The sequence below is a fragment of the Pseudomonas sp. AE27 genome, assembly GCF_037113495.1.
Taxonomy (GTDB): domain Bacteria; phylum Pseudomonadota; class Gammaproteobacteria; order Pseudomonadales; family Pseudomonadaceae; genus Aquipseudomonas; species Aquipseudomonas palmensis.
In genome coordinates, this window is the sequence record NZ_CP146966.1 from 5135963 (window position 1) to 5157798 (window position 21836).

A 21836-nucleotide genomic window follows, 5' to 3' on the forward strand; every position below is an offset into this window, starting at 1 on the left:
GGCGCTAACCTGTAGGAGCCAGCCTTGCTGGCGAATCGGTCAACCCCGGCCCATCAGGATGAACAACTGATCTCCAGATGCTTGCCCCACTCGGGTGGGCGTTCGGCATAGGCCTGCATCCCCGGCTGTTCCTCGAACGGCCGTGTCAGCACTTGGTGCAGGCGTCGCACTTCCTCGTAATCCCCGCCTTCAGCCGCCTCGATGGCACGCTGCGCCAGGTAGTTGCGCAGAATGTACAGCGGGTTCACCGCGTGCATCCGCGCGCGCCGGCCTTCGGCATTGCCCGGCTCCTGGTCCAGGCGCGCCAGGTACTCCACCGCCCAGGCATCGAACCCGGCCAGGTCGACGAAATCGTCGCGCACCACCCGCACGGCCTGCGCCGCCGGCTGATCACCCAGCTTGCGGAAGAACAGCGTGTAGTCCACAGCGCCCTTGTTCATCAGCCCCAGCAAGCGCTCGACCAGCGCCGAATCGTCATCGCGCGCCTCGGTCAGCCCCAGGCGTCGACGCATCAGGTCCAGGTAATGGGCCTGGTACAACGGCAGGAACAGCCCCAGCGTTTCCTTCAGCGCCTCGACGCTGATGAACGGCGTCAGCGCCTGGGCCAGCGCGCTCAGGTTCCAGTGTGCGATCGGCACCTGGTTGCTGAAGCTGTAGCGCCCCTGGTCGTCGGAATGGTTGCAGATGAAGCCGGCATCGAAGTCGTCGAGGAAGGCAAACGGCCCGAAGTCGAAGGTGATGCCCAGAATCGACATGTTGTCGGTGTTCATCACCCCGTGGCAGAAACCATAGGCCTGCCAGCGCGCAATCAACTCGGCATTGCGTTCGACGATGGTACGGAACATCGCCAGGTACGGCTCGGGCTGCTCGCGGCACTCGGCAAAGTGCAGGTTGAGCACGTGCTCGGCCAGCTCGCGCTGCTGCTCGGGTTGGCGGGTGTAGTAGAAGTATTCGAAGTGGCCAAAGCGCACATGGCTGGGCGCCAGGCGCAGCACCATCGCCGCGCGCTCCTGGGTTTCGCGCCACACCGGCGTGCTCGAGCCGATCACGCACAGCGCGCGGCTGCTGGGGATGCCCAGCGCGTGCAGGGCCTCGGAGGCGAGGAACTCGCGGATCGACGAGCGCAGCACCGCACGGCCATCGCCCATGCGTGAATACGGCGTCTGCCCGGCACCCTTGAGGTGCAGGTCCCAGTGCTCGCCGGCAGCGTTGTACACCTCGCCCAGCAACAGCCCGCGACCGTCACCCAGGCGCGGGTTGTACGAACCGAACTGATGCCCCGAATACACCATCGCCCGCGGCTCGGCCTCGGCCCACAGCTTGTGTCCGCTGAACAGCTCGGCGAACACCGGGGAATGCGCCTCGGTAGGGTCCAGGTCGAGCAGTGCCATGGCCGTGTCGCTGGCCACGACCAGGCGCGGCTCGGCAATCGGCTCGGGCAGCACGTGGGTGGAGAACGCATCGCCCAGGCGGGCGAAGCGGTTGTCGAAGGTCAGTTCGTCGAGGGATTTCAACGGCCATCTCCTGGCGCATCGGTGGGGGGCTCGGGCAGCACGGTCTTGTTCGGCGCTTCGACCGGTACCATCTTGTACTCCTGGCCCTGCATGTTCTTCAGGTACACCTCCATCTGGCGGAACGAGATGTTGATGTGCTGGCGCTTGAATTCCTTGTTGATGTAGCGGTTGATCTCGTCGAGTACCGGGTTGCGGTCGCCCAGGTCACGCACGTGCATGCGCAGTTCGTGGTCCAGGGTACTCTCGCCGAAGTTCAGGAAGTACACGATCGGTGCCGGCTCCTTGAGCACCCGCGGGTTCTCGTTGGCTGCCTGCAGCAGCAGCGTGCGTACCAGGTCCAGGTCCGAGCCGTAGTCCACGCCCAGCTTGAGGGTGACGCGGGTGATGGTGTCGGTCAGCGACCAGTTGATCAACTGGCCGGTGATGAAGGTCTTGTTGGGGACGATGATGTCCTTGCGGTCGAAGTCGGTGATGGTGGTGGCGCGGATGCGGATCTTGCTCACCGTGCCCGACAGGTTGCCGATGGTGATGGTGTCGCCGATGCGCACCGGGCGCTCGAACAGGATCATGATGCCGGAGATGAAGTTGGCGAAGATCTCCTGCATGCCGAAGCCCAGGCCCACCGACAGCGCCGCCACCAGCCATTGCAGCTTGTCCCAGCTGACGCCGAGGGTCGACAGCGTGGTGACGAAGCCCACCCCGGCAATCACGTACGACAGCAACGTGGTGGTCGCATACGCGCTGCCCTGGGCCAGGTTCAGGCGTGACAGCACAAGCACCTCGAGCAGCCCCGGCAGGTTGCCGGCCAGGGCGAAGGTGATGCCGATGATCACCAGTGCCCCGAGCAGGTCGCCCAGGCTGATCGGCACCATGCTCATGGCCGCGCCGGTGCCGCTGGTGTACTCGTACAGGGTGATGTTGTCGAGGTAGGCGAACACGCTGATCAGGTCGGCCCACACCCAGTACAGCGCGGCGATGAAGCCGCCCAGCAGGGCCAGGCGGATCAGGCGCAGCGACTGCTGGTTGACCTGCTCGATGTCCAGGGTCGGCTCCTCGACGATCACCTCGCCATCGAGCCCTTCCTTGGTGGCCTGGCGCTTGCTCAGTGCGCGCTGGTAGGCCAGGCGCCGGGCGGCCACGGCCAGGCCGCGCACGAAGGCGGCCTCGATCACCAGCCAGAACATCAGCAGGTACAGGGTGTCGATCAGGCGGTCGGTGAGCTTGAGTGCGGTGTAGTAGTAGCCAAAGCACACGGCAATGAACAGCGCCACCGGAAGCGCCGTGAACGCCACGCCCACGGCCTTGCGAAACAGCGAGGTATTGCGGTGCGCGGGGCTGCTCAGCAGCAGGCGGCTGAGCAGCCAGGCCATCAGTGCGTAACAGGTCAGTACCACACCGATGCCGAGTACGTCGTCGGCCAGCGCCGAGGGCTGGTGCTCGGCCACCGCCACCACGCCGACCAGCGCCAGTACCACGCTGCCCAGGCGGCGGATCCAGCCGCGCAGGAACTCGACCTGGGCCTTCTCCCAGCGAAAGTGCAGCTCGGCCACGCCGCCGGGCGCCAGAATCCGGTAGGCGGTGTAGAACACCAGCCAGGCCTGGGCGATCTGCCACAGCGCGGCGCCCAGGTTGGCGTTCTGGCCGCGGGCGTCGATCTGCAGCGCATAGCCGCACAGCGCCAGGCCCAGGCTCAGCGGCATCGCCAGCAGGATATTGATCAGAATGGCCTGGGGCGTGTGCCACTGGCTGTCACGCTTGAAGTGGCCCACATCCTGGTGAACCTTGTTCAGCCGCGCATACAGGTACTTGCGCCGCCACAGCAGGGCGCCGATCAGCAACAGCAGCGGCAGGAACAGCAGCGGGCGCTGCGTCAGGCCGTCGGCCAGTTCGTTGATGCCCGACCCCCACGGCAGGCTCACCACCTGCTTTTGCAGGCGTTCGGGCACGCTGCGCAGCCATTCGAAGTCCAGCGGCTTGTTGCTGGGGATCCAGAACATCTGTTCGTCGAGGGTGCCGCGCAGGTTCTGTGCGGTGCTCAGCAGCTGCTTCTGGTTCAGTTGCAGGGTGATGGATTCGTTGAGCAGGGCGCTCAGCTCGCGGTTGAGCCGCTCCAGCAAATCGCTGCGGGTGATCGCCACCTCCAGCAGGGCCTTGCGCAACTGCGGGGTGACGCTGTCGGGCGGCTGGGTGGCCAGCAGCTTGTCGACGTAGCTGCTGGGGCTGCTGATCTGCTCGCGCTGCTGGTTGACCTCGAACTGGTACAGGCGAATGTCGGCAATCTGGTCGGCCAGGTCGCGATCGACCTTCAGGTGCGGCAGGGCCTGCTTCTGCTTGTAGAGGATCTTGGACAGCAACAGGCTGCCCTTGAGCACGCTGATCTGTTCGTCCAGTGCCTGGTCGGCCTGGGTCAGGCTGTCGAGCTGCTGCTTGGTCTGCAGGTTCTGCTGGGTCAGCTCGTTGAGGCGGTCGGTGCTGCGCAGCAGGTAGTCGGACAGCTTCAGGTTGGTGGCGCTTTCGGTGGCCAGCACGCTGCTGCCGCCGGCCTTCTGTGCCTCGATGGACTGTTCGGTGACGGTCTGCTGCGACTGCGCCAGGCGCTTCTGGTTGATCAGCGTCTGCAGGTCCTGGATCTCCTGCTCAAGGCGTGTGGCGCGCTCGATCAGCAGGTCGTGCTGGCTGTTGCCCAGGTCTTGCAGCAGGCTGTTGCCGGCCAGTTCCTGGCGGCGCAGCAGGGTCAGCGCGTTGAGCGAGGCGAGTTCGGCATTGAGCTGGTTGCGCTGGTCGGCCGAGAGGCTCTTGCCGTTGTCCTTGCCCAGCTTGAGGATGCTGTTGATCTGCTGGGTGCGGGTCTGGTTGCTGCTGATCTCGGCCTGGGCGCGCTCGGGGCGGGTCTGGGAGTTGATGATCAGGCTGTTGGCTTCGGACAGCGCCTTCTGCAGCTCGCCCTGCTGGGTGGTGCGCTCGGACAGCAACTGCTCCAGTTGCGGCACGCCCATGCTGGCGTAGCGCTGCGCCACGGGCAGGGTCTTGGTGTCCTTGAGCCGGGTCAGCTCGCGCTGGTTTTCGCTGGTCTGGCGCGGGGCGTCGGCCAGTTGCTGCTTGAGCGCGGCCAGGCGCTTGTCGTAGTCGTCGCGCGAGGCCAGCAGGCCAAGGGTCTGCTCCAGCACTTGCTGCAGGGCCTTCTGGTCGGCCTCCGGCAGCTTGCGCTCGGCGATCTTGTCCAGGCTGTGCTGGACGCTTGCCGTGGTGGGGGGTTCCGCCGCCTGGGCGAAGGAGAGGGACAGGCACAGCCCGAGCAGGGCTGCGCTAACAACAGTGCGCAGGGACATAGGCAGACGTCGTAGAACCGGGCAGAGAATCGAAGTTTAAAGGAACAACCCGGGGCCGGGTCGAGAACCTTCGGGGAATTTGATACCCACTTTGAGGATCTTGTTCCCTTCCATCAGCGCAACGGTCCACAGGGTGTTGTTCCATTCGATCTGGTCGCCCACCACCGGTGCGCCGCCGACCTTCTGCTCGATGAAGTGCGCCAGCGGCTGGTGCGGGTCCTGGCCGTCGAGCTGCAAACCGTACAACGCCGCTACAGCCCCCAGTTCTGCGTCACCTTCGAGCACGAAGTCGCCGAAGAAACGCAGGTCCAGGCCGCGTTGCGGCGCCTGGCTGAACAGCTTGCCCAGCGCCGGCAGATTGTGTTCGTGGCCGATCACGCACAGCAGGTCGCCGACTTCGAGGGTGGTACTTCCCGACGGATGGAGCAGTTGCTGACCGCGAAACAGGGCAGCGATACGCGTGCCTTCGGGCATTTTCAGCTCGCGCAGGGCGGCACCGATGCACCACTTCTCCGCACCCAGGCGATACACGAACAGCTCCCACTCGCTGGTGATGTGCACTTCCAGGGCCGAGCGCGAGATCGGCGCCGGGTCGGGCGGCACGGTCACCTTGAGCAGGCGCGCCACCCACGGCAGGCTGGTGCCCTGCACCAGCAGCGACACCAGCACGATGAAGAAGGCCAGGTTGAAGTACAGCTGGGCATGCGGCAGCCCGGCCATCAGCGGGAACACCGCAAGGATGATCGGCACCGCGCCGCGCAGGCCGACCCACGAGATGAACACCTTTTCGCGGCCATGGAAGGCCTTGAATGGCAGCAGGCCGATCATCACCGACAGCGGCCGCGCGAACAGGATCATCCACAGCGCCAGGCCCAGGGCCGGCAGCGCGATGGGTAGCAGGTCGTGGGGCGTGACCAGCAGGCCCAGCACCAGGAACATGCCGATCTGGGCCAGCCAGGCCATGCCGTCGAGCATGTGCAGGATGCCGTGGCGGCTGCGGATCGGCCGGTTGCCCAGCACCAGGCCGCACAGGTATACGGCCAGGAAGCCGCTGCCGTGCAGGGCGTTGGTGAGCGCGAACACCACCAGGCCGCCGCTGATCACCAGGATCGGGTACAGGCCGCCGGCCAGGTTCATGCGGTTGACCAGCTGCAGCATCAGCCAGCCGCCGCCCAGGCCCAGCAGGCTGCCGATGCCGAATTCGCGCACCAGGTGGCCGAGCAGGCCCCAGTGCAGGCCGTTCTGGCCGCTGGCGATCATCTCGATCAGGGTCACGGTGAGGAACACCGCCATCGGGTCGTTGCTGCCCGACTCGATTTCCAGGGTGGCCGTCACCCGCTCGTTGAGGCCCTTGCCGCCCAGCAGCGAGAACACCGCGGCGGCGTCGGTGGAGCCGACGATGGCGCCGATCAGCAGGCCCTGCATCAGGCTCAGGTCGAACAGCCAGGCGGCGGCCAGGCCGGTGAGGCCGGTGGTGATCATCACCCCCACCGTGGCCAGCGACAGCGCCGGCCACAGGGCCACGCGGAAACTCGAGACGCGGGTGCGCAGGCCGCCGTCGAGCAGGATCACGGCCAGTGCCAGGTTGCCCACCAGGTAGGCGGTCGGGTAGTTGTTGAAGATGATGCCGCCGCCGTCGACGCCGGCAACCATGCCCACTGCCAGGATGATCACCAGGATCGGGATGCCCAGGCGCGAGGAGAGTGAACTGACCAGGATACTTGCACCTACCAGCAATGCGCCGATCAAGAACAGGCTATTGATGGTGGACGCATCCAAAGGCAGTACTCCAGGGGGGATTGCAGAAAGAGGCGCGACTTGCTTTTTGCCTGACTTCAGCTAGCAGGTCGCGTGCCAAGGATTCTAACCTGTGAGGTTGGCGGGCTGTAAAGCGATTATCGCAGGCACAAAAAAAGCACCGCAGGGGTGCTTGATTCGTGCTGTTGATGCAGGCGTCTTCGCCGGCAAGGCCGGCTCCTACAGGGTATGCGGTGCCTGTAGGAGCCGGCCTTGCCGGTGAAGGGGCAGCAGGGTCTTAAGCCTGCGGCACCTCACGCATCGGCTTGCCCTTCACCGGTGCACCATTGGCCACATAGTACTTGGCCGTGCTGCGCGGCAATGGCTGGCGGCCACGGATCTTGTCGGCGATCTTCTCGGCCATCATGATCGTCGGCGCGTTCAGGTTGCCGGTGGTGATGATCGGCATGATCGAGGCATCCACCACGCGCAGGCCCTGCATGCCATGCACGCGGCCCTGGCCGTCGACCACCGCCATCTCGTCGATGCCCATCTTGCACGAGCACGATGGGTGGAACGCGGTCTCGGCGTGCTCGCGGATGAATGTGTCCAGCTGCTCGTCGGTCTGCACGTCGGCACCGGGGCTGATCTCGCGGCCACGGTAGGCGTCCAGCGCCGGCTGCGCCATGATCTCGCGGGTCAGGCGGATACCGTCACGGAACTCCTGCCAGTCCTGCTCGGTGGCCATGTAGTTGAACAGGATGCTCGGGTGCTGGCGCGGGTCCTTGGACTTGAGCTGGATACGCCCGCGGCTAGGCGAGCGCATCGAGCCCATGTGCGCCTGGAAGCCGTGTTCCTGCACGCCGTTGCTGCCGTTGTAATTGATCGCCACCGGCAGGAAGTGGTACTGGATGTTCGGCCATTCGAATTCCGGGCGCGAGCGGATGAAGCCGCCGGCCTCGAACTGGTTGCTGGCGCCGATGCCGGTGCCCGCGAACAGCCACTGTGCACCGATGGCCGGCTGGTTGTACCAGAGCAGCGACGGGTACAGCGACACCGGCTGGGTGCAGGCGTACTGCAGGTACAGTTCGAGGTGATCCTGCAGGTTCTCGCCCACGCCCGGCAGGTCGTGCACCACCGGAATGTTCAGGCTTTCGAGCAGGGCCGCCGGGCCCACGCCGGAGCGCTGCAGCAACTGTGGCGAGGCGATGGCGCCGCTGCACACGATGACTTCCTTGCGGGCACGGGCTTCGACGCGCTCTTCGCTGGCGCCCACCAGGTAGGTCACGCCCACGGCGCGCTTGCCTTCGAACAGCACGCGGTCGCTCAGGGCATGGGTGACGATGGTCAGGGTCGAGCGTTTTTTGGCGGTGTCCAGGTAGCCGCGGGCGGTGCTGGCGCGACGGCCCTTGGGCGTCACGGTGCGGTCCATCGGGCCGAAGCCTTCCTGCTGGTAGCCGTTCAGGTCTTCGGTGCGCGGGTAACCGGCCTGCACGCCGGCTTCGACCATGGCGTGGAACAGTGGGTTGTTGCCGGCTTTTGGCGTGGTGACGCTCACCGGGCCTTCGCCGCCATGGTAGTCGTTGGGGCCGATGTCACGGGTTTCGGCCTTGCGGAAATACGGCAGGCAGTCCAGGTAAGACCAGTCTTCCAGGCCTGGCAGCTTGGCCCAGCCGTCGTAGTCCATGGCGTTGCCGCGGATGTAGCACATGCCGTTGATCAGCGAGGAGCCGCCCAGGCCCTTGCCGCGGCCACATTCCATGCGGCGGCCGTCCATGTGCGGCTCCGGGTCGGTCTCGTAGGCCCAGTTGTAGCGTCGGCCCTGCAACGGGAAGGCCAGTGCGGCCGGCATCTGGGTGCGGAAGTCGAAGCGGTAGTCCGGGCCGCCGGCTTCCAGCAGCAATACGGTGACGCCTTCGTCTTCGGTCAGGCGGGTCGCCAGGGTGTTACCGGCCGAGCCGGCCCCGACGATGATGTAGTCAAAAACGTGGGACATGTTGCGTACCCTCATAGGCAGTGAGCAGGGGAGCGGGGGAGGCGCCCGGACCTGGCGGCCCGGGCGCGGCTACACGGGTGCTTAGAACACCGAGGCGTAGTTGCCCAGCTCGACCTGTACCGACTTGATCCGCGTGTACTGGGCCAGCGAGCTGACACCGTTTTCACGGCCGACACCGGATTGCTTGTAGCCACCGACCGGCATCTCGGCCGGCGATTCGCCCCAGGCGTTGATCCAGCAGATGCCCGCTTCCAGCTGATGGATGATGCGGTGCGCGCGGCTGATGTCGTTGGTGCAGACACCGGCGGCCAGGCCGTAGTCGGTGTCGTTGGCGCGACGGATGACTTCTTCTTCGGTCTCGTAGGAGAGGATGCTCATCACCGGGCCGAAGATCTCTTCCTTGACGATGGTCATGTCGTCACGGCAGTCGGTGAAGACGGTCGGGGCCACGAAGGCGCCCTTGGCGAACTCGCCGTCGGTCAGGCGCTCGCCGCCACACAGTACGCGGGCACCTTCTTGCTTGCCCTTGGCGATGTAGCCCAGCACGCTTTCCATGTGGGCGAAGCTGACCAGCGGGCCGAAGTTGGTGTTCTCGTCCTGCGGGTTGCCGATGCGGATGCGCGCCACGCGCTCGGCGATCTTGGCTTCGAAGGCGGCTTTGAGCGAGGCCGGGATGAACACGCGGGTGCCGTTGGTGCACACCTGGCCCGAGCTGTAGAAGTTGGCCATCATCGCGATGTCGGCGGCGCGGTCCAGGTCGGCGTCTTCACAGATGATCAGCGGCGACTTGCCGCCCAGCTCCATGGTGACTTCCTTGAGCGAGGAGCTCGAGGCGCTGGCCATGACCTTCTTGCCGGTGGCGGTGCCGCCGGTGAACGAGACCTTCTCGATGCGCGGGTGTTCGGTGAGGTAGGTGCCGACGTCGCGGCCGCTGCCGGTCAGTACGTTGAACACGCCGTCCGGCAGGCCGGCCTCGGTGTAGATCTCGGCCAGTTTCAGGGTGGTCAGCGAGGTGACTTCCGAGGGCTTGAAGATCATCGCGTTGCCGGCGGCCAGGGCCGGGGCGGATTTCCACAGGGCGATCTGGATCGGGTAGTTCCAGGCGCCGATACCCACGGTCACGCCCAGCGGCTCGCGACGGGTGTACACGAACGAGCTGTCGCGCAGCGGGATCTGCTCGCCTTCGATGGCCGGCACCAGGCCTGCGTAGTATTCGAGCACGTCGGCACCGGTGACGATGTCGACGTAGCGGGTTTCGGAGTAGGACTTGCCGGTGTCCAGGGTTTCCAGTGCAGCCAGCTCGTCGTTGCGCTCGCGCAGGATGTCGACGGCGCGGCGCAGGATGCGCGAACGCTGCATGGCGGTCATGGCCGCCCAGACTTTCTGGCCGCGCTCGGCGCTTTCCACTGCGCGCTCCACGTCGGCCTGGTTGGCACGTTGCACCTGGGCGAGGACTTCGCCGTTGGCCGGGTTGATGGCGTCGAAGGTGGCGCCGCTGGAAGCGTCGACATAACCACCGTCAATGTAGAGTTTTTGCGTTTCGAAACGGGCCATAGTGTCCTCGCAAGTGCAGTGTGTGTCGGCTATCCGCGCTGTGCTCCTGCTTGTTTGGCACTCGCGACGCGCAGTGGTTCAGAGGCCGGGTCCTGTAGAGCCGGGCTGCTCTGTTTAGCCAGTTGTGAATCCATGTATTCGTAAGCGATCTGCTGCGCCTGGTCGGTATCGAAGGCATCTCCCGACAGCGCGCCGCGCAGCCACAGCCCGTCGATCAGGGCAGCCAGCCCGCGGGCCGCGCTGCGGGCTTCGGGCAGCGGCAACACACGGCGGAACTGGCAGCACAGGTTGGAATACAAGCGGTGATCGTTGATCCGCTGCAACCGGTGCAAAGACGGCTGGTGCATGCTGGCGGCCCAGAAGGCCAACCAGGTTTTCATTGCCGGGCCGTTGACCTGACTGGCGTCGAAGTTGCCCTCGACGATCACCTTCAGGTGGGCGCGCGGGGTGTCCTCCGTGAGCGCCTGGCGACGTGCCGCGACGTTGTCGATCAGCACGTTCATCAAGTACCGCATGGTCGCTGCGATCAGGCCGTTCTTGTCCTGGAAGTAGTGACTGATGATGCCGTTCGACACACCGGCCAAACGGGCGATCAGCGCAATGCTGGCGTCCCCCATGCCGACCTGGTCTACCGCCATCAACGTGGCTTCGATCAACTGCTGGCGGCGAATGGGTTGCATACCGACCTTGGGCATCTGGCAAATCTCCTCAGGCCTTCGGGCAGACGACAGGCGGCTGACTCGGCGAAGACCAGTCTATTTTGTTTTGATTGAACGTTCAATCAACAAAGAATAAGCTCTGCGACAATTCGCGCCATTGACAGGTTTTTGTGGCCCGTCACTGACGCCGATTGGCACCCTAAAAAGACGTGTAACCCCCGTAATGCAAGGCGTGCACGGGTTTAAACGAAACGTTGATCAGAATTGCCCAGCGGTGTCGCACCGTTCGGCGGGCCCTCGGATCGGGACCCTTTTTCTGTTTTTTTCAACGCAATCGGTTTGGGATCACGGTTTTTCAAGGTGCTTTTATAACACCTGACGCAGTGGGGCTATTGCACCAATTGCGCGGGTGACGGGTCGTTTCGTGTTTTCTCTCGCACTGCCTGGAGCATCTGTGCAATGAGTTCTGCCTCCCTGATAAAGACCCCTGCCGAGAGGGTCCGGGTCAACAGCGTGGTGTTCTACACCACGGCGCTGCTGATCCTGTTGTTGACTGCCTTGCTGATCGCCGCCCCGGACACGGCCGGTCAAATTCTCGGCCAGGCCCAAGCCTGGCTGTCGCGCAGCTTCGGCTGGTACTACATGCTGGTGATCGGCGGCTACCTGCTGTTCGTCATCGGGCTGGCGTTTTCCTCCTACGGCAAGCTCAAGCTTGGCGGCAAGGACGACAAGCCCGACTTCAGCTACGGTGCCTGGGCCGGCATGCTGTTCTCCTCCGGTATCGGTATCTCGCTGCTGTACTTTGGCGCGTCCGAACCGCTGGACCACTACTTCAACCCGCCTGCCGGTGCGCCGGCCAGCCTGGAGGCCGCACGCCAGGGCATGCAGCTGACCTTCCTGCACTGGGGCCTGCACGGCTGGGCGATCTATGCGCTGGTGGGCCTGGCCGTGGCCTACTTCGCCTACCGCCACAACCAGCCACTGGCCTTGCGTTCGGCGCTGTACCCGCTGGTGGGTGAGCGCTGGGTCAAGGGGGCTGCCGGGCACACCGTGGACATCTTCGGCATGTTCGTGACCCTGCTGGGCCTGGTGACCAACCTGGGCATCGGTGCGATGCAGGTGTCCTCGGGCCTGGAGTACCTGTTCGGCATGCAGCACAGCAACACCAACCTGCTGATGGTGATCCTGGTGATGAGCACCGTGGCCACGATCGCGGCGGTGTCGGGCGTGGAGAACGGCATTCGCCGCCTGTCCAACCTGAACATCCTGCTGTTCAGCGGCCTGCTGCTGTTCGTGCTGCTGTTCGGTGACACCCTGCACCTGCTCAACGGGTTCGTGCAGAACATCGGCGACTACCTCAACGGCGTGATCCTCAAGACCTTCGACCTCTACGTGTACGAAGGCAACAACGCCAGGTCCGAAGGCTGGCTGGGCCTGTGGACCCTGTTCTACTGGGCCTGGTGGATTTCCTGGGCCCCATTCGTGGGCATGTTCATCGCGCGTATCTCCCGTGGCCGCACCGTGCGCGAGCTGGTGGCCGGCGTGCTGCTGATTCCGTTGGGCTTTACCCTGGCGTGGCTGTCGATCTTCGGCAACACCGCGCTGGACCTGGTGATCAACCACGGTGCGGTGGAGCTTGGGCGCACGGCGGTGGAACAACCGGCGATGTCGATCTACCAGCTGCTGGAGCACTTCCCGGCGGCCAAGATCGTGGTTGGTGTGGCGGTGTTCGTCGGCTTCGTGCTGTTCCTCACCCCGGCTGACTCGGGCGCGGTGATGATGGCCAACCTGTCGTGCAAGGGCGGCGACGTGGACGAGGATGCCCCGCACTGGCTGCGTATCCTGTGGTCGGCGATCATCACCCTGGTGACCATCGGGCTGTTGCTGGTGGGCAACTTCCAGGCCATGCAGACCATGGTGGTACTGGCCGGGCTGCCGTTCTCGGTGGTGCTGGTGGTGTTCATGTTCGGCCTGTTCAAGGCCATGAAACAGGACACCCAGGTCGAGCAGGAGCAGGCCGAACTGGCGGCGCGTGGCCGTCGCGGCTTCAGCGAGCGCCTCACCCAGCTGGACCTGCAGCCGACCCAGGCGATGGTGCAGCGCTTCATGGACAAGCAGGTGAGCCCGGCGCTGAAAGAGGCGGCGGTGCAGTTGCAGGGCATGGGCCTGCAGGTGCAGAGCCGCGTCGGCCAGTCGCGCGAGGCGATGGGCTTGCGCATCGAGATGGAGGAGGGCAACCCGTTCGTCTACGAAGTGAGCCTGGACGGCTACCTGGCGGCGCCGAGCGAAGCGCCGGCGCAGGGTGAAGGCGACGTGCGCCAGCGTTACTACCGGGCCGAGGTGTACCTGCACAACGGCAGCCAGGAGTACGACCTGATGGGCTTTACCGTCGAGCAGATCACCCGCGACGTGCTGGATCAGTTCGAGAGTCATCGCCAGTTGCTGGGGCGTGTGTACAGCTGATGGCAGATAGCTGAATGAAGAAGGGCCCTGCCGGTAACGGCAGGGCCTTTTTTTTGCTGGCGATGCGTTGGCGTTCTACAGCGCTGACGAACGATAAATAAATTAAAAGGTTTGCTGGCTGGCGACCAAGGAAGCACGAAAAAGTCGATTCTCGACTTTTAACAACTGCGCAACTTCTTGCGCACTCAAATGTGGATAACCCTGTGCATACATTGCTGCAGGCCATAATCAACGTTGCCTGCAGCCAACTGCGCAACTTCTTGCACAGTACTGCGCAAGAAGTTGCGCACTTTTTCGGGTTTTCTCGCGTAAAAGTGCTCAAAAAACGTACAGCAAAAACACAAGCTACTGATTAACAACAACTAAATTCAGTTGGCACGGGTCTTGAACTGTTTCCTTGCAGTCGCACGGCATTTTTCGCCTGTTCGGCTTCACTTTTTGCAAGGAGCAAACCCCCATGGCAACACCTGCCTACATGTCCGTCACCGGCACCAAACAAGGCCTGATCACCGCCGGTGCCTTCACCGCCGATTCGGTCGGCAACACCTACCAGGAAGGCCACGAAGACCAGGTCATGGTCCAGGGCTTCAACCACGAAGTGATCATCCCACGCGACCCGCAGTCCGGTCAGCCGACCGGCCAGCGCGTGCACAAGCCGGTGGTCATCACCAAGGTCTTCGACAAGGCGTCGCCCCTGCTGCTGGCCGCGCTGACCTCCGGCGAGCGCCTGACCGAAATCGTCATCCACTGGTACCGCACCTCGGCGGCCGGCACCCAGGAGCACTATTTCACCACCAAGCTCGAAGACGCGATCATCGTCGACATCAAGGACTACATGCACAACTGCCAGGACCCGGCCAACGCGCACTTCACCCACCTCGAAGACGTGCACTTCACCTACCGCAAGATCACCTGGACCCACGAAGTGTCCGGTACCTCCGGCTCGGACGACTGGCGTACCCCGGTCGCCGGCTAAGCCTGCGTTAGTTCACTGCCCCGGCCAGCCAGCATGGCCGGCCGGGGCAGCCTGTCACCCCAGTTTTTGCAGCGGGAGGAACATCGGATGTTCTCAGCGGCCAACCAGCCCCATTTCACCCTGACCCTGGACGGGGTCGACAGCGACTTTCAGGTGCTGTCGTTCAGCGGGCGCGAAGCGCTCAGCCAGCCGTTCGAATTCGAACTGGAGCTGGTCAGTGAACGGGCGTCGCTGAACCTCGAATCCCTCCTGCACACGCTCGCCTTCCTGCAGCTGTCGCCCAGCGGAAGCGGCATTCACGGGCTGGTCTACAGCGCCGCGCAGGGCGAAGCCGGGCGGCGCCTGTCGCGCTACCGGCTGGTGCTGCGCCCGCAGCTGGCCTACCTGGCACACCGCATCAACCAGCGCATCTTCCAGCACAAGACGGTGCCGCAGATCATCGCCCAGGTGCTCGAGGAGCACGGCATCCTCGCCAGCGACCACCGCTTCGTGCTGGGCGCGGTGTACCCCGAGCGGGTGTACTGCGTGCAGTACGACGAGTCCGACCTGCACTTCATCCAGCGCCTGTGCGAGGAGGAGGGCATCCACTACCACTTCCAGCACAGCCCGCAGGGCCATGCGCTGGTGTTCGGCGACGACCAGACCGTATTCCCCACGCTGGCCCCGGTGGCCTACCAGCAGGACACCGGGCTGGTGGCCGACGTGCCGGTGATCAAGCGCTTCGGCCTGCGCCTGGCCACGCGCACCAGCCGCACCACGCGGCGCGACTACGACTTCACCAAACCGCGCATCCAGCTTGAAAGCGACGCCGACAGCGGCGCCGCGCCGGACCTGGAAGACTACGACTACCCGGCGCGCTTCAGCGACCGCGCGCGCGGCAAGCACCTGGCCACCCGCGCCCTGGAGCGCCACCGCAGCGACTACCGCCTGGCCGAGGGCCGCAGCGACCAGCCGAGCCTGGTCAGCGGGCATTTTCTGAGCCTGACCGAGCATGCCAACCCGGCGTGGAACGACCTGTGGCTGCTCACCGAAATCATCCACGAAGGCAAGCAGCCGCAGGTGCTCGAGGAGGTGATCAGCAGCGACGTCACCGACCTCAAGGACGACTTCCACCAGGGCTATCGCAACCGCTTCTGCGCCACGCCGTGGGACGTGCCGTACCGTCCGCCGCTGAGGCATCCCAAGCCCAAAGTGCTGGGTGCGCAACGTGCGGTAGTGACCGGCCCCGAAGGCGAGGAGATCTATTGCGACGAGTACGGCCGGGTCAAGGTGCAGTTCTTCTGGGATCGCGAAGGCCAGTCGGACGACAAGACCACCTGCTGGATGCGCGTGGCCTCCAGCTGGGCCAGCCAGAGCAGCTTCGGCGCCATCTCGCTGCCGCGTGTGGGCATGGAGGTGCTGATCACCTTTCTGGAAGGCGACCCCGACCAGCCGCTGATCACCGGTTGCCTGTACCACGGCGCCAACCTGCCGCCGTACCGGCTGCCCGACTTCAAGACCCTGGCCACGGTCAAGAGCAAGGAATACAAGGGCAGCCGCAGCAACGAGCTGCGCATCGACGACACCACCAGCGAGATCAGCATCGCGTTGCGCAGCGACCACGGCGCCAGCGCGATCAACCTGGGCTACCTGACCCACCCGCGCCCCTCGGGCGGCCAGCCGCGGGGCGAGGGTTTCGAGCTGCGCACCGACCGGCATGGCGCCGTGCGTGCGGCGGCGGGCCTGCTGCTGACCACCGAGCCCCGGCATCACGAAGCCAAGCACCACAAGGACCTGCCCGAGACCGCCGAACGCCTGGCCACCGCCAGCGAACAGCAGGACGGCTTCGGCCAGCAGGCGCGCGAGGTGCAGGCGCAGGATTCGGGCGATCAGGACGAGGTGGCCAAGGCCCTGCATGCCCAGCACCAGGGCATTGTCGGCAGCGGCCCGACCAACCAGAGCGCCAACGAGTTTCCCGAGTTCAGCGAACCGCACCTGGTGCTGGCCAGCCCGGCGGGCATCGCCCTGACCACGCCGCGCTCGACGCATGTCGCGACCGGTGAACACCTGGCGTTGAGCAGCACCGGGCATACGAGCCTGTCGATCGGCAAGCGGCTGCTGGCCAGTGCCAGCCAGGGCATGCGGTTGTTTGTGCAGAACATGGGCTGGCGGTTGGTGGCGGCGTCGGGTGACATCGATATCAAAGCGCTGAAAGACAACATCAACCTGCTGGCCAAGCTCGACATCACCGCCAATGCCGACCGCATCACCCTCACGGCCAAGACCGAACTGGTACTCCAAGGCGGCGGCAGTGCCACCACCTACAACGCCAGTGGCATCACTCACGTAACTACCGGGCCATACACCGCGCACGCGGCGAACTTCGCCCATGTGGGGCCCAAGAGCCTGGCCGGGACCTTCCCCGAGCCGCCCAAGCCGGGTAAGGGAAACCTGGAGTTGTTCAATAAGTACGCCACCCTTGAAGGCGTCAAGGAAGGCGACTTCGAGGTAGTCGACGCGATGGGCACCCGCCTCCCGGGTGCACTTGATGCCAAGGGCTTCATGAGTGTGGCCGGCGCTGCGTCGGGGCCCGTCAGTGTGCGATTCGGACGTGACCCTGCGGACACCTGGAGTGTTGGCAGCTACTTCGCCACATCGGCCAAGCCCATTGTGCCGGGTGGCGAAAATGTCGCGGCGCAAGCCAAGACGCTGGCGAGTGCTGCAATGGGGGCGATGCATGCCGTGAAAGGCGGCGTGCAGGCCGTGCAACAGGTGCAGACCACCGTACAGGCCGCGAGCAAGGGCGTGCCGCAGTTGCTGATGGCGGCCGCACCCTCTGCCGTCGAGCTGTTGGGTACCGCGAAAAGGGCGAGTGACCTGCCAGGTCTGCCCGCGACGTTGTCCTCTACCTCTTCTTTTGAAACCCCGGCGTTGCTGATGGGCGAGATGCTGTCATGACCACTGAAAGTACGGCTGCAAACCATCGTGAACCTCAGGTAGCCATCGTCCCACTGGACCAGGTGGCCCTTGAAGACATGGGCCTGGCGGCGGCGCATATCGATGATTGGCTGCGCGCAATCAGCGACGACATGATCACCCTTGAGCGGCTGCAGCATTTTGCCGGTTGTGTGCCGGTGATCGGCAACATCATGGCGCTGGTCGATACGCTCAGTGACATCGTCACCTTGAGCGAAAGCGTCGAGGTGGACCCGCTGGTCTGGGTCAGCCTTGGGATCAACCTTATCGGCGTGATTCCCGCCCCACCCAATATGGCAGCCGCACGCATGACCCTGCGCCCGATGCTGGCGCTGGCGCGTCAGCACGGCAAGAAAACACTGGGCGACGCACTGATCGCAGTGGCTGTCGGGCATTTGAACGCCTCGATCGTCGGCACCATCGACAATTTCCTCGACCAGACCGAGGGTATGCTGCCCACGCTGTTGGAGGATTGCGGCACGTTCTGCGAAGGGATGCTCAACGACCTGGCCAGCGGCCTCGACGCAATGGTTAATGGCACGTTCGATGCCCAGGGTGAGTTGGACAGCGCCGAGTTGGAGTTGAGCACGTGGTGGCACGACCCCGAGTCCACCGTCGCCAACTTCCTCAGCGCAGTGGCGAGCAGCTACAAGGCCGGGGCCAAAGGCCTGGCCAATGCGGTCGCCAAGCAGTTTGTGCCCGACAAGGCCAAGGCACTGGTAGCGCCGTACATCAGAACGCTACGGGACATGGGCCCCCGGGTGCGCCAGCAACTGAAGAAACTTGCCGACCCGAACGACCCCAACTCCCTCGAATCCCTGCGCATGGCCATGGCGGATGCGGCGGATGAATGGTGGGTTCACAACAACAGTGTGGCTGGCAACGTCAAACCCGAGGCGGTCAGTACCGTGACGTTGATAGCTGGGATGGGCGCACTGGAGGTGGTACGCCGCCAGATGCGCGGCCGGCGTCGGCCCAAGCCGCAGAAAAACGGCAGCTGTCCCGGCACTTGCAAGAGCATCAGCTTTGCCACGGGCGCAGAGTCGCTGCAGCACACCGACTTCAGCCTGCCAGGGCCGTTTGCGTTGGAGTGGACTCGTACCTACTGCTCGGCACTGGAAGCCTATGACGAAGATGTGATGGGCGCGCGCTGGATCACCGAGTTCACCACGCGGTTCGATTGTGTCGATGACGGTCTGGTGTTTCATGACGCGGATGGGCGCAGCCACGCCTACCCGATACCCAAGGTCAGTGGTTTTCATTACGACGCGGTCGAGAATTTCACGCTGATTCGTACTGGCGAGCATCAGCTGTTGTTGTGCCGGGGCTACGACCGCAAGGAAACGTATGTGCGCCACGGTCAGCGCTTTGTGCTCAAGCAGGTGGTGCTGCGCAACGGCGCGGGCGTCATGCTGCACCATGAGCACCGCCACAACGACCTGCCGGTGCTGTCGGATGTGATCACCTACCAGGACGAACTGACCGACGTCCACCTGCACCTGGGCACCCTGATCGACGAGCACGGCCGTTTGACCGGCTTGTGGGAGATCCGCGACGGGCAGGTGCTGCGACAGCTGTGCGCCTACCACTACGATGCGGCCGGCGACCTGTGCCATGCGCAGGACGAACATGGCGCGGCCTGGAACTACCAGTACCAGCATCACCTGATAACGCGCTACACCGACCGCACCGGGCGCGGCATGAACCTGCAATGGCAAGGCAGTGGCGCGGATGCCAGGGCAGTACGTGAATGGGCAGACGACGGCAGCTCCGACACGCGGCTGGAGTGGGATGAGAACATCCGGCTCACCTATGTCACCGATGCGCTGGGGCATGAGACCTGGCACTACTACGACCTGCTGGGCTACACCTACCGCATCCGCCATCCGGATGATCGTAGCGAATGGTTCTTTCGCGACCAGGCCAAGAACGTCATCCGGCACGTGCACACCGATGGCAGTCAGGATCGCTACACCTATAGCGACTGTGGCGACCTGCTGCAGCACATTCGTGCCGACCACACGACAGTGCATTACGCCTATGACGACCAGAGCCAGCTGATCAAGATCCGCGATGCCGAAGGCGGCCTGTGGCTGCGCGACTACAACGAGCGCGGCCACCTGCTCGAAGCGACCGATCCGCTGGGCAACAAGACCGAGTACGCCTACACCCCAAGCGGCCTGGTAAGCGCGATCAAGGATGCCAACGGCAATGAAAAGGCCATGGAGTACAACGCCGCCGGCCAGTTGCTGAAGTACACCGACTGCTCGGGCAAGCTCAGTGCATGGGCGTACGACGACTACGGCAACCTGGTGCAGTTCACCGACGCGGCCGGGCACACGACCCAGTACGCCTACAAGGCGGGACAGCTGTCGCTGGTCACGCACCCGGACAACACCGAGGAGCGCTTCGAGCGCGATGCCGAGGGGCGTCTGCTCGCTCACCTCGACGCCCTGGACCGGTGTACCACCTGGCGCTACAACGCCGCCGGCCTGATCAGCGAGCGGGTCGATGCAGCGCAACAGACCCTGCACTACCGTTGGGATCCGGTGGGGCGGCTGGTGGCCCTGGAGAACGAAAACGAACGCCGCGCGCACTTTCACTACGACCCCATGGGCCGGTTGCTGGAAGAGCGAGGGTTTGACGGGCGCGCCACGCGCTACACCTACGAGGCGTCTACCGGCCGCTTGCACAGCACCCTTGATGGCGAGCGCAGCATCAGCCTGCGTTTCGATGCGATGGGCCGGCTTACCGAGCGCAGCGCCAGCCTCAGTAGCCAGAGCAACCTGAGCCAGCGAGAGACGTTCGCCTACGACGGCAACGGCCAGCTGATCATGGCCAGCAACGATCAAAGCCGTGTGCAGTGGTTCCATGATCCGGCCGGCAACCTGGTGCGCGAGCACCAGCATTACCTCGGGTTGCAGGCCCCGGTGGTTGCAGTGTGGAAGCACGAGTACGACGTGCTCAACCAGCGTGTGGCGACGTTGCGCCCGGACGGGCATCGGGTCAGTTGGCTGACCTACGGCAGTGGTCATTTGCTCGGCTTGCGCCTGGATGACCATGACCTGTTGAGTTATGAACGTGACGACCTGCACCGTGAGGTGGCGCGTCATCAAGGCAATCACTTGCTGCAGACCCAGCGCTGGAATCCGATGGGGCGTCTGCAGGAGCAATTGCTGGGCCGTAGCGATGACAACAGCACGCTGCTCAAGCGTGCGTATGTGTATGACGCGGCCGGGCAACTGACCGACATCGACGATACCCGGCGCGGGCCGCTGGCCTATCGTTACGATCCGGTGGGGCGGCTGTTGCAGGCTGCCAGCCGCCTCGGTGTGGAGACCTTTGCATTCGACCCCGCAGGCAACCTGCGCGACGACAGCGTGCAGCAGGCGCACCGCCCGCTGGACCAGGACCCCAAACGCAGCAAGTTGCTGGACAACCTGCTGCGTGAGTACGCCGGTACGCATTACGCGTACGACGAGCGTGGCAACCAGATTCAGCGCTGGCATAACGGCCGCCACAGTCGCCTGCGCTGGGACCTGTTCGATCGCCTGGTGCACTTCGAGGATGCGCGACTGGCGGTGGAGTTTGCCTACGATGCACTGGGCCGGCGCCTGTTCAAGCACTCCAGCGCGCACTACAAAGCGCGCCGCGAAGCCGGCTCGCAGTGGAACCGCAACGAGCATGAGCGCAAGCAGCGCGAGCTGGGGTGTGGTTTCACGCTGTACGGCTGGGACGGCGACAATCTGGCGTGGGAGAGCAGCCCGGCGCAGTACGAGGGTGACACCGGGCGCACGGTGCACTACCTGTTCGAGCCGGGCAGCTTCGTGCCGGTGGCGCAGGCGGTTCGGCATGAAGGGATTCGGTTGATTGCCCAGCCGACCTCTAGTCAGCCGTACAACATCGATGACGATCCGGTCTGGACCTTTGTGCCGCTGGCCAAGCCCTTCGCTGCGCTGGCGTGGTACCAGTGTGATCACCTGGGTACGCCTCAGGAACTGACCGATCACTTCGGCCAGGTGGCGTGGTCGGCGCAGTACAAGGCCTGGGGAGAAGTGAAGGAGCAGCGTTCGGAATGGGCGCAGCAGCAAGGGGTGAAGAACCCGATTCGCTTCCAGGGGCAGTACCACGACCATGAGACGGGCCTGCACTACAACCGGCATCGCTACTATGATCCCGGGGTGGGGCGGTTTGTCAGCAAAGACCCGATCAGTTATGCGGGTGGGTTGAATCTGTATGTGTATGCGCCGAATCCGGTTGGGTGGGTGGATCCGCTGGGATTGGCTGGATATGAAATTTCAGCGAATACCGCCTCCCCTGATGCCCTCGCTAGAGGTGTACATGTAAATGTGGGCGGGGATGGATTACGAAAAGGAGGACACGTCACCTTAGCGCCTAGTGCAGACCAGAAAAATATAGTGCTGCAGCCGGCTGATAAAGTCACTAGGAATGTATCTTCGTCGCAGTGGAAAAAGATATGTAAATGCGTTGTTGAGTATCTTGATGACCCTAAAAATTCACGTCGAATGATCAAGGCGTCTGAGGCCGCCATAAGTAAATATCCAGATGTGGACAGGTCGTCCGAGTTTGTGCAGGTTAGAGATATTTTGACTCGACATCATGAGTCAGGTACTAATCCGGTTGTGAGGTAGG

At 64.2% G+C, this 21836-nt stretch carries 10 protein-coding genes; 4 read left to right on the forward strand and 6 right to left on the reverse strand.

Annotated elements, in window-relative coordinates; genetic code table 11:
- Window positions 1–53: 53 nt before the first annotated feature.
- From V9K84_RS23595 to betI, 6 genes are all read right to left on the reverse strand, one after another.
- Entirely contained in the window at window positions 54–1514 is a 1461-nt protein-coding gene (locus V9K84_RS23595) for a YdiU family protein (RefSeq protein WP_088514659.1), read from the reverse strand.
- Window positions 1511–4843, reverse strand: coding sequence for a mechanosensitive channel MscK (gene mscK, locus V9K84_RS23600; RefSeq protein ID WP_043860373.1), 3333 nt, complete (start codon window positions 4841–4843; stop codon window positions 1511–1513). The genes V9K84_RS23595 and mscK overlap by 4 nt, the downstream gene beginning before the upstream one ends.
- Window positions 4844–4879: 36 nt before the next feature.
- Complete coding sequence (locus tag V9K84_RS23605) at window positions 4880–6622, reverse strand: potassium/proton antiporter (RefSeq protein ID WP_043860372.1); 1743 nt, start codon at window positions 6620–6622, stop codon at window positions 4880–4882.
- 256 nt (window positions 6623–6878) lie between these two features.
- Window positions 6879–8576 carry a choline dehydrogenase gene (gene betA, locus V9K84_RS23610; RefSeq protein WP_043860371.1) on the reverse strand — a complete coding sequence of 566 codons (1698 nt, stop codon included), beginning with the start codon at window positions 8574–8576 and terminating at the stop codon, window positions 6879–6881.
- A gap of 81 nt (window positions 8577–8657) precedes the next feature.
- Entirely contained in the window at window positions 8658–10130 is a 1473-nt protein-coding gene (betB, locus tag V9K84_RS23615) for a betaine-aldehyde dehydrogenase (RefSeq protein ID WP_043860370.1), read from the reverse strand.
- A gap of 29 nt (window positions 10131–10159) precedes the next feature.
- Entirely contained in the window at window positions 10160–10825 is a 666-nt protein-coding gene (gene betI, locus V9K84_RS23620; RefSeq protein ID WP_043860369.1) for a transcriptional regulator BetI, read from the reverse strand.
- Window positions 10826–11305: 480 nt separating this feature from the next.
- Between betI and V9K84_RS23625 the strand changes: the two genes are divergently transcribed.
- From V9K84_RS23625 to V9K84_RS23640, 4 genes are all read left to right on the forward strand, one after another.
- The gene (locus V9K84_RS23625; protein WP_229589013.1) at window positions 11306–13252 is read left to right on the forward strand and encodes a BCCT family transporter; all 1947 of its coding nucleotides are present in this window, start codon (window positions 11306–11308) and stop codon (window positions 13250–13252) included.
- A 457-nt stretch (window positions 13253–13709) separates the two neighbouring features.
- Window positions 13710–14228 (forward strand): Hcp family type VI secretion system effector, encoded by a 519-nt coding sequence (locus V9K84_RS23630; protein ID WP_043859617.1) that lies wholly within the window; start codon window positions 13710–13712, stop codon window positions 14226–14228.
- An 87-nt stretch (window positions 14229–14315) separates the two neighbouring features.
- A complete protein-coding gene (tssI, locus tag V9K84_RS23635) occupies window positions 14316–17165 on the forward strand; it encodes a type VI secretion system tip protein TssI/VgrG (RefSeq protein ID WP_338792802.1) in 2850 nt (949 codons plus the stop codon).
- Window positions 17162–21835, forward strand: a complete 4674-nt coding sequence (locus V9K84_RS23640; protein ID WP_088513820.1) for an RHS repeat-associated core domain-containing protein — start codon at window positions 17162–17164, stop codon at window positions 21833–21835. Before tssI ends, V9K84_RS23640 begins: the two co-directional genes overlap by 4 nt.
- Window position 21836 lies beyond the last annotated feature (1 nt).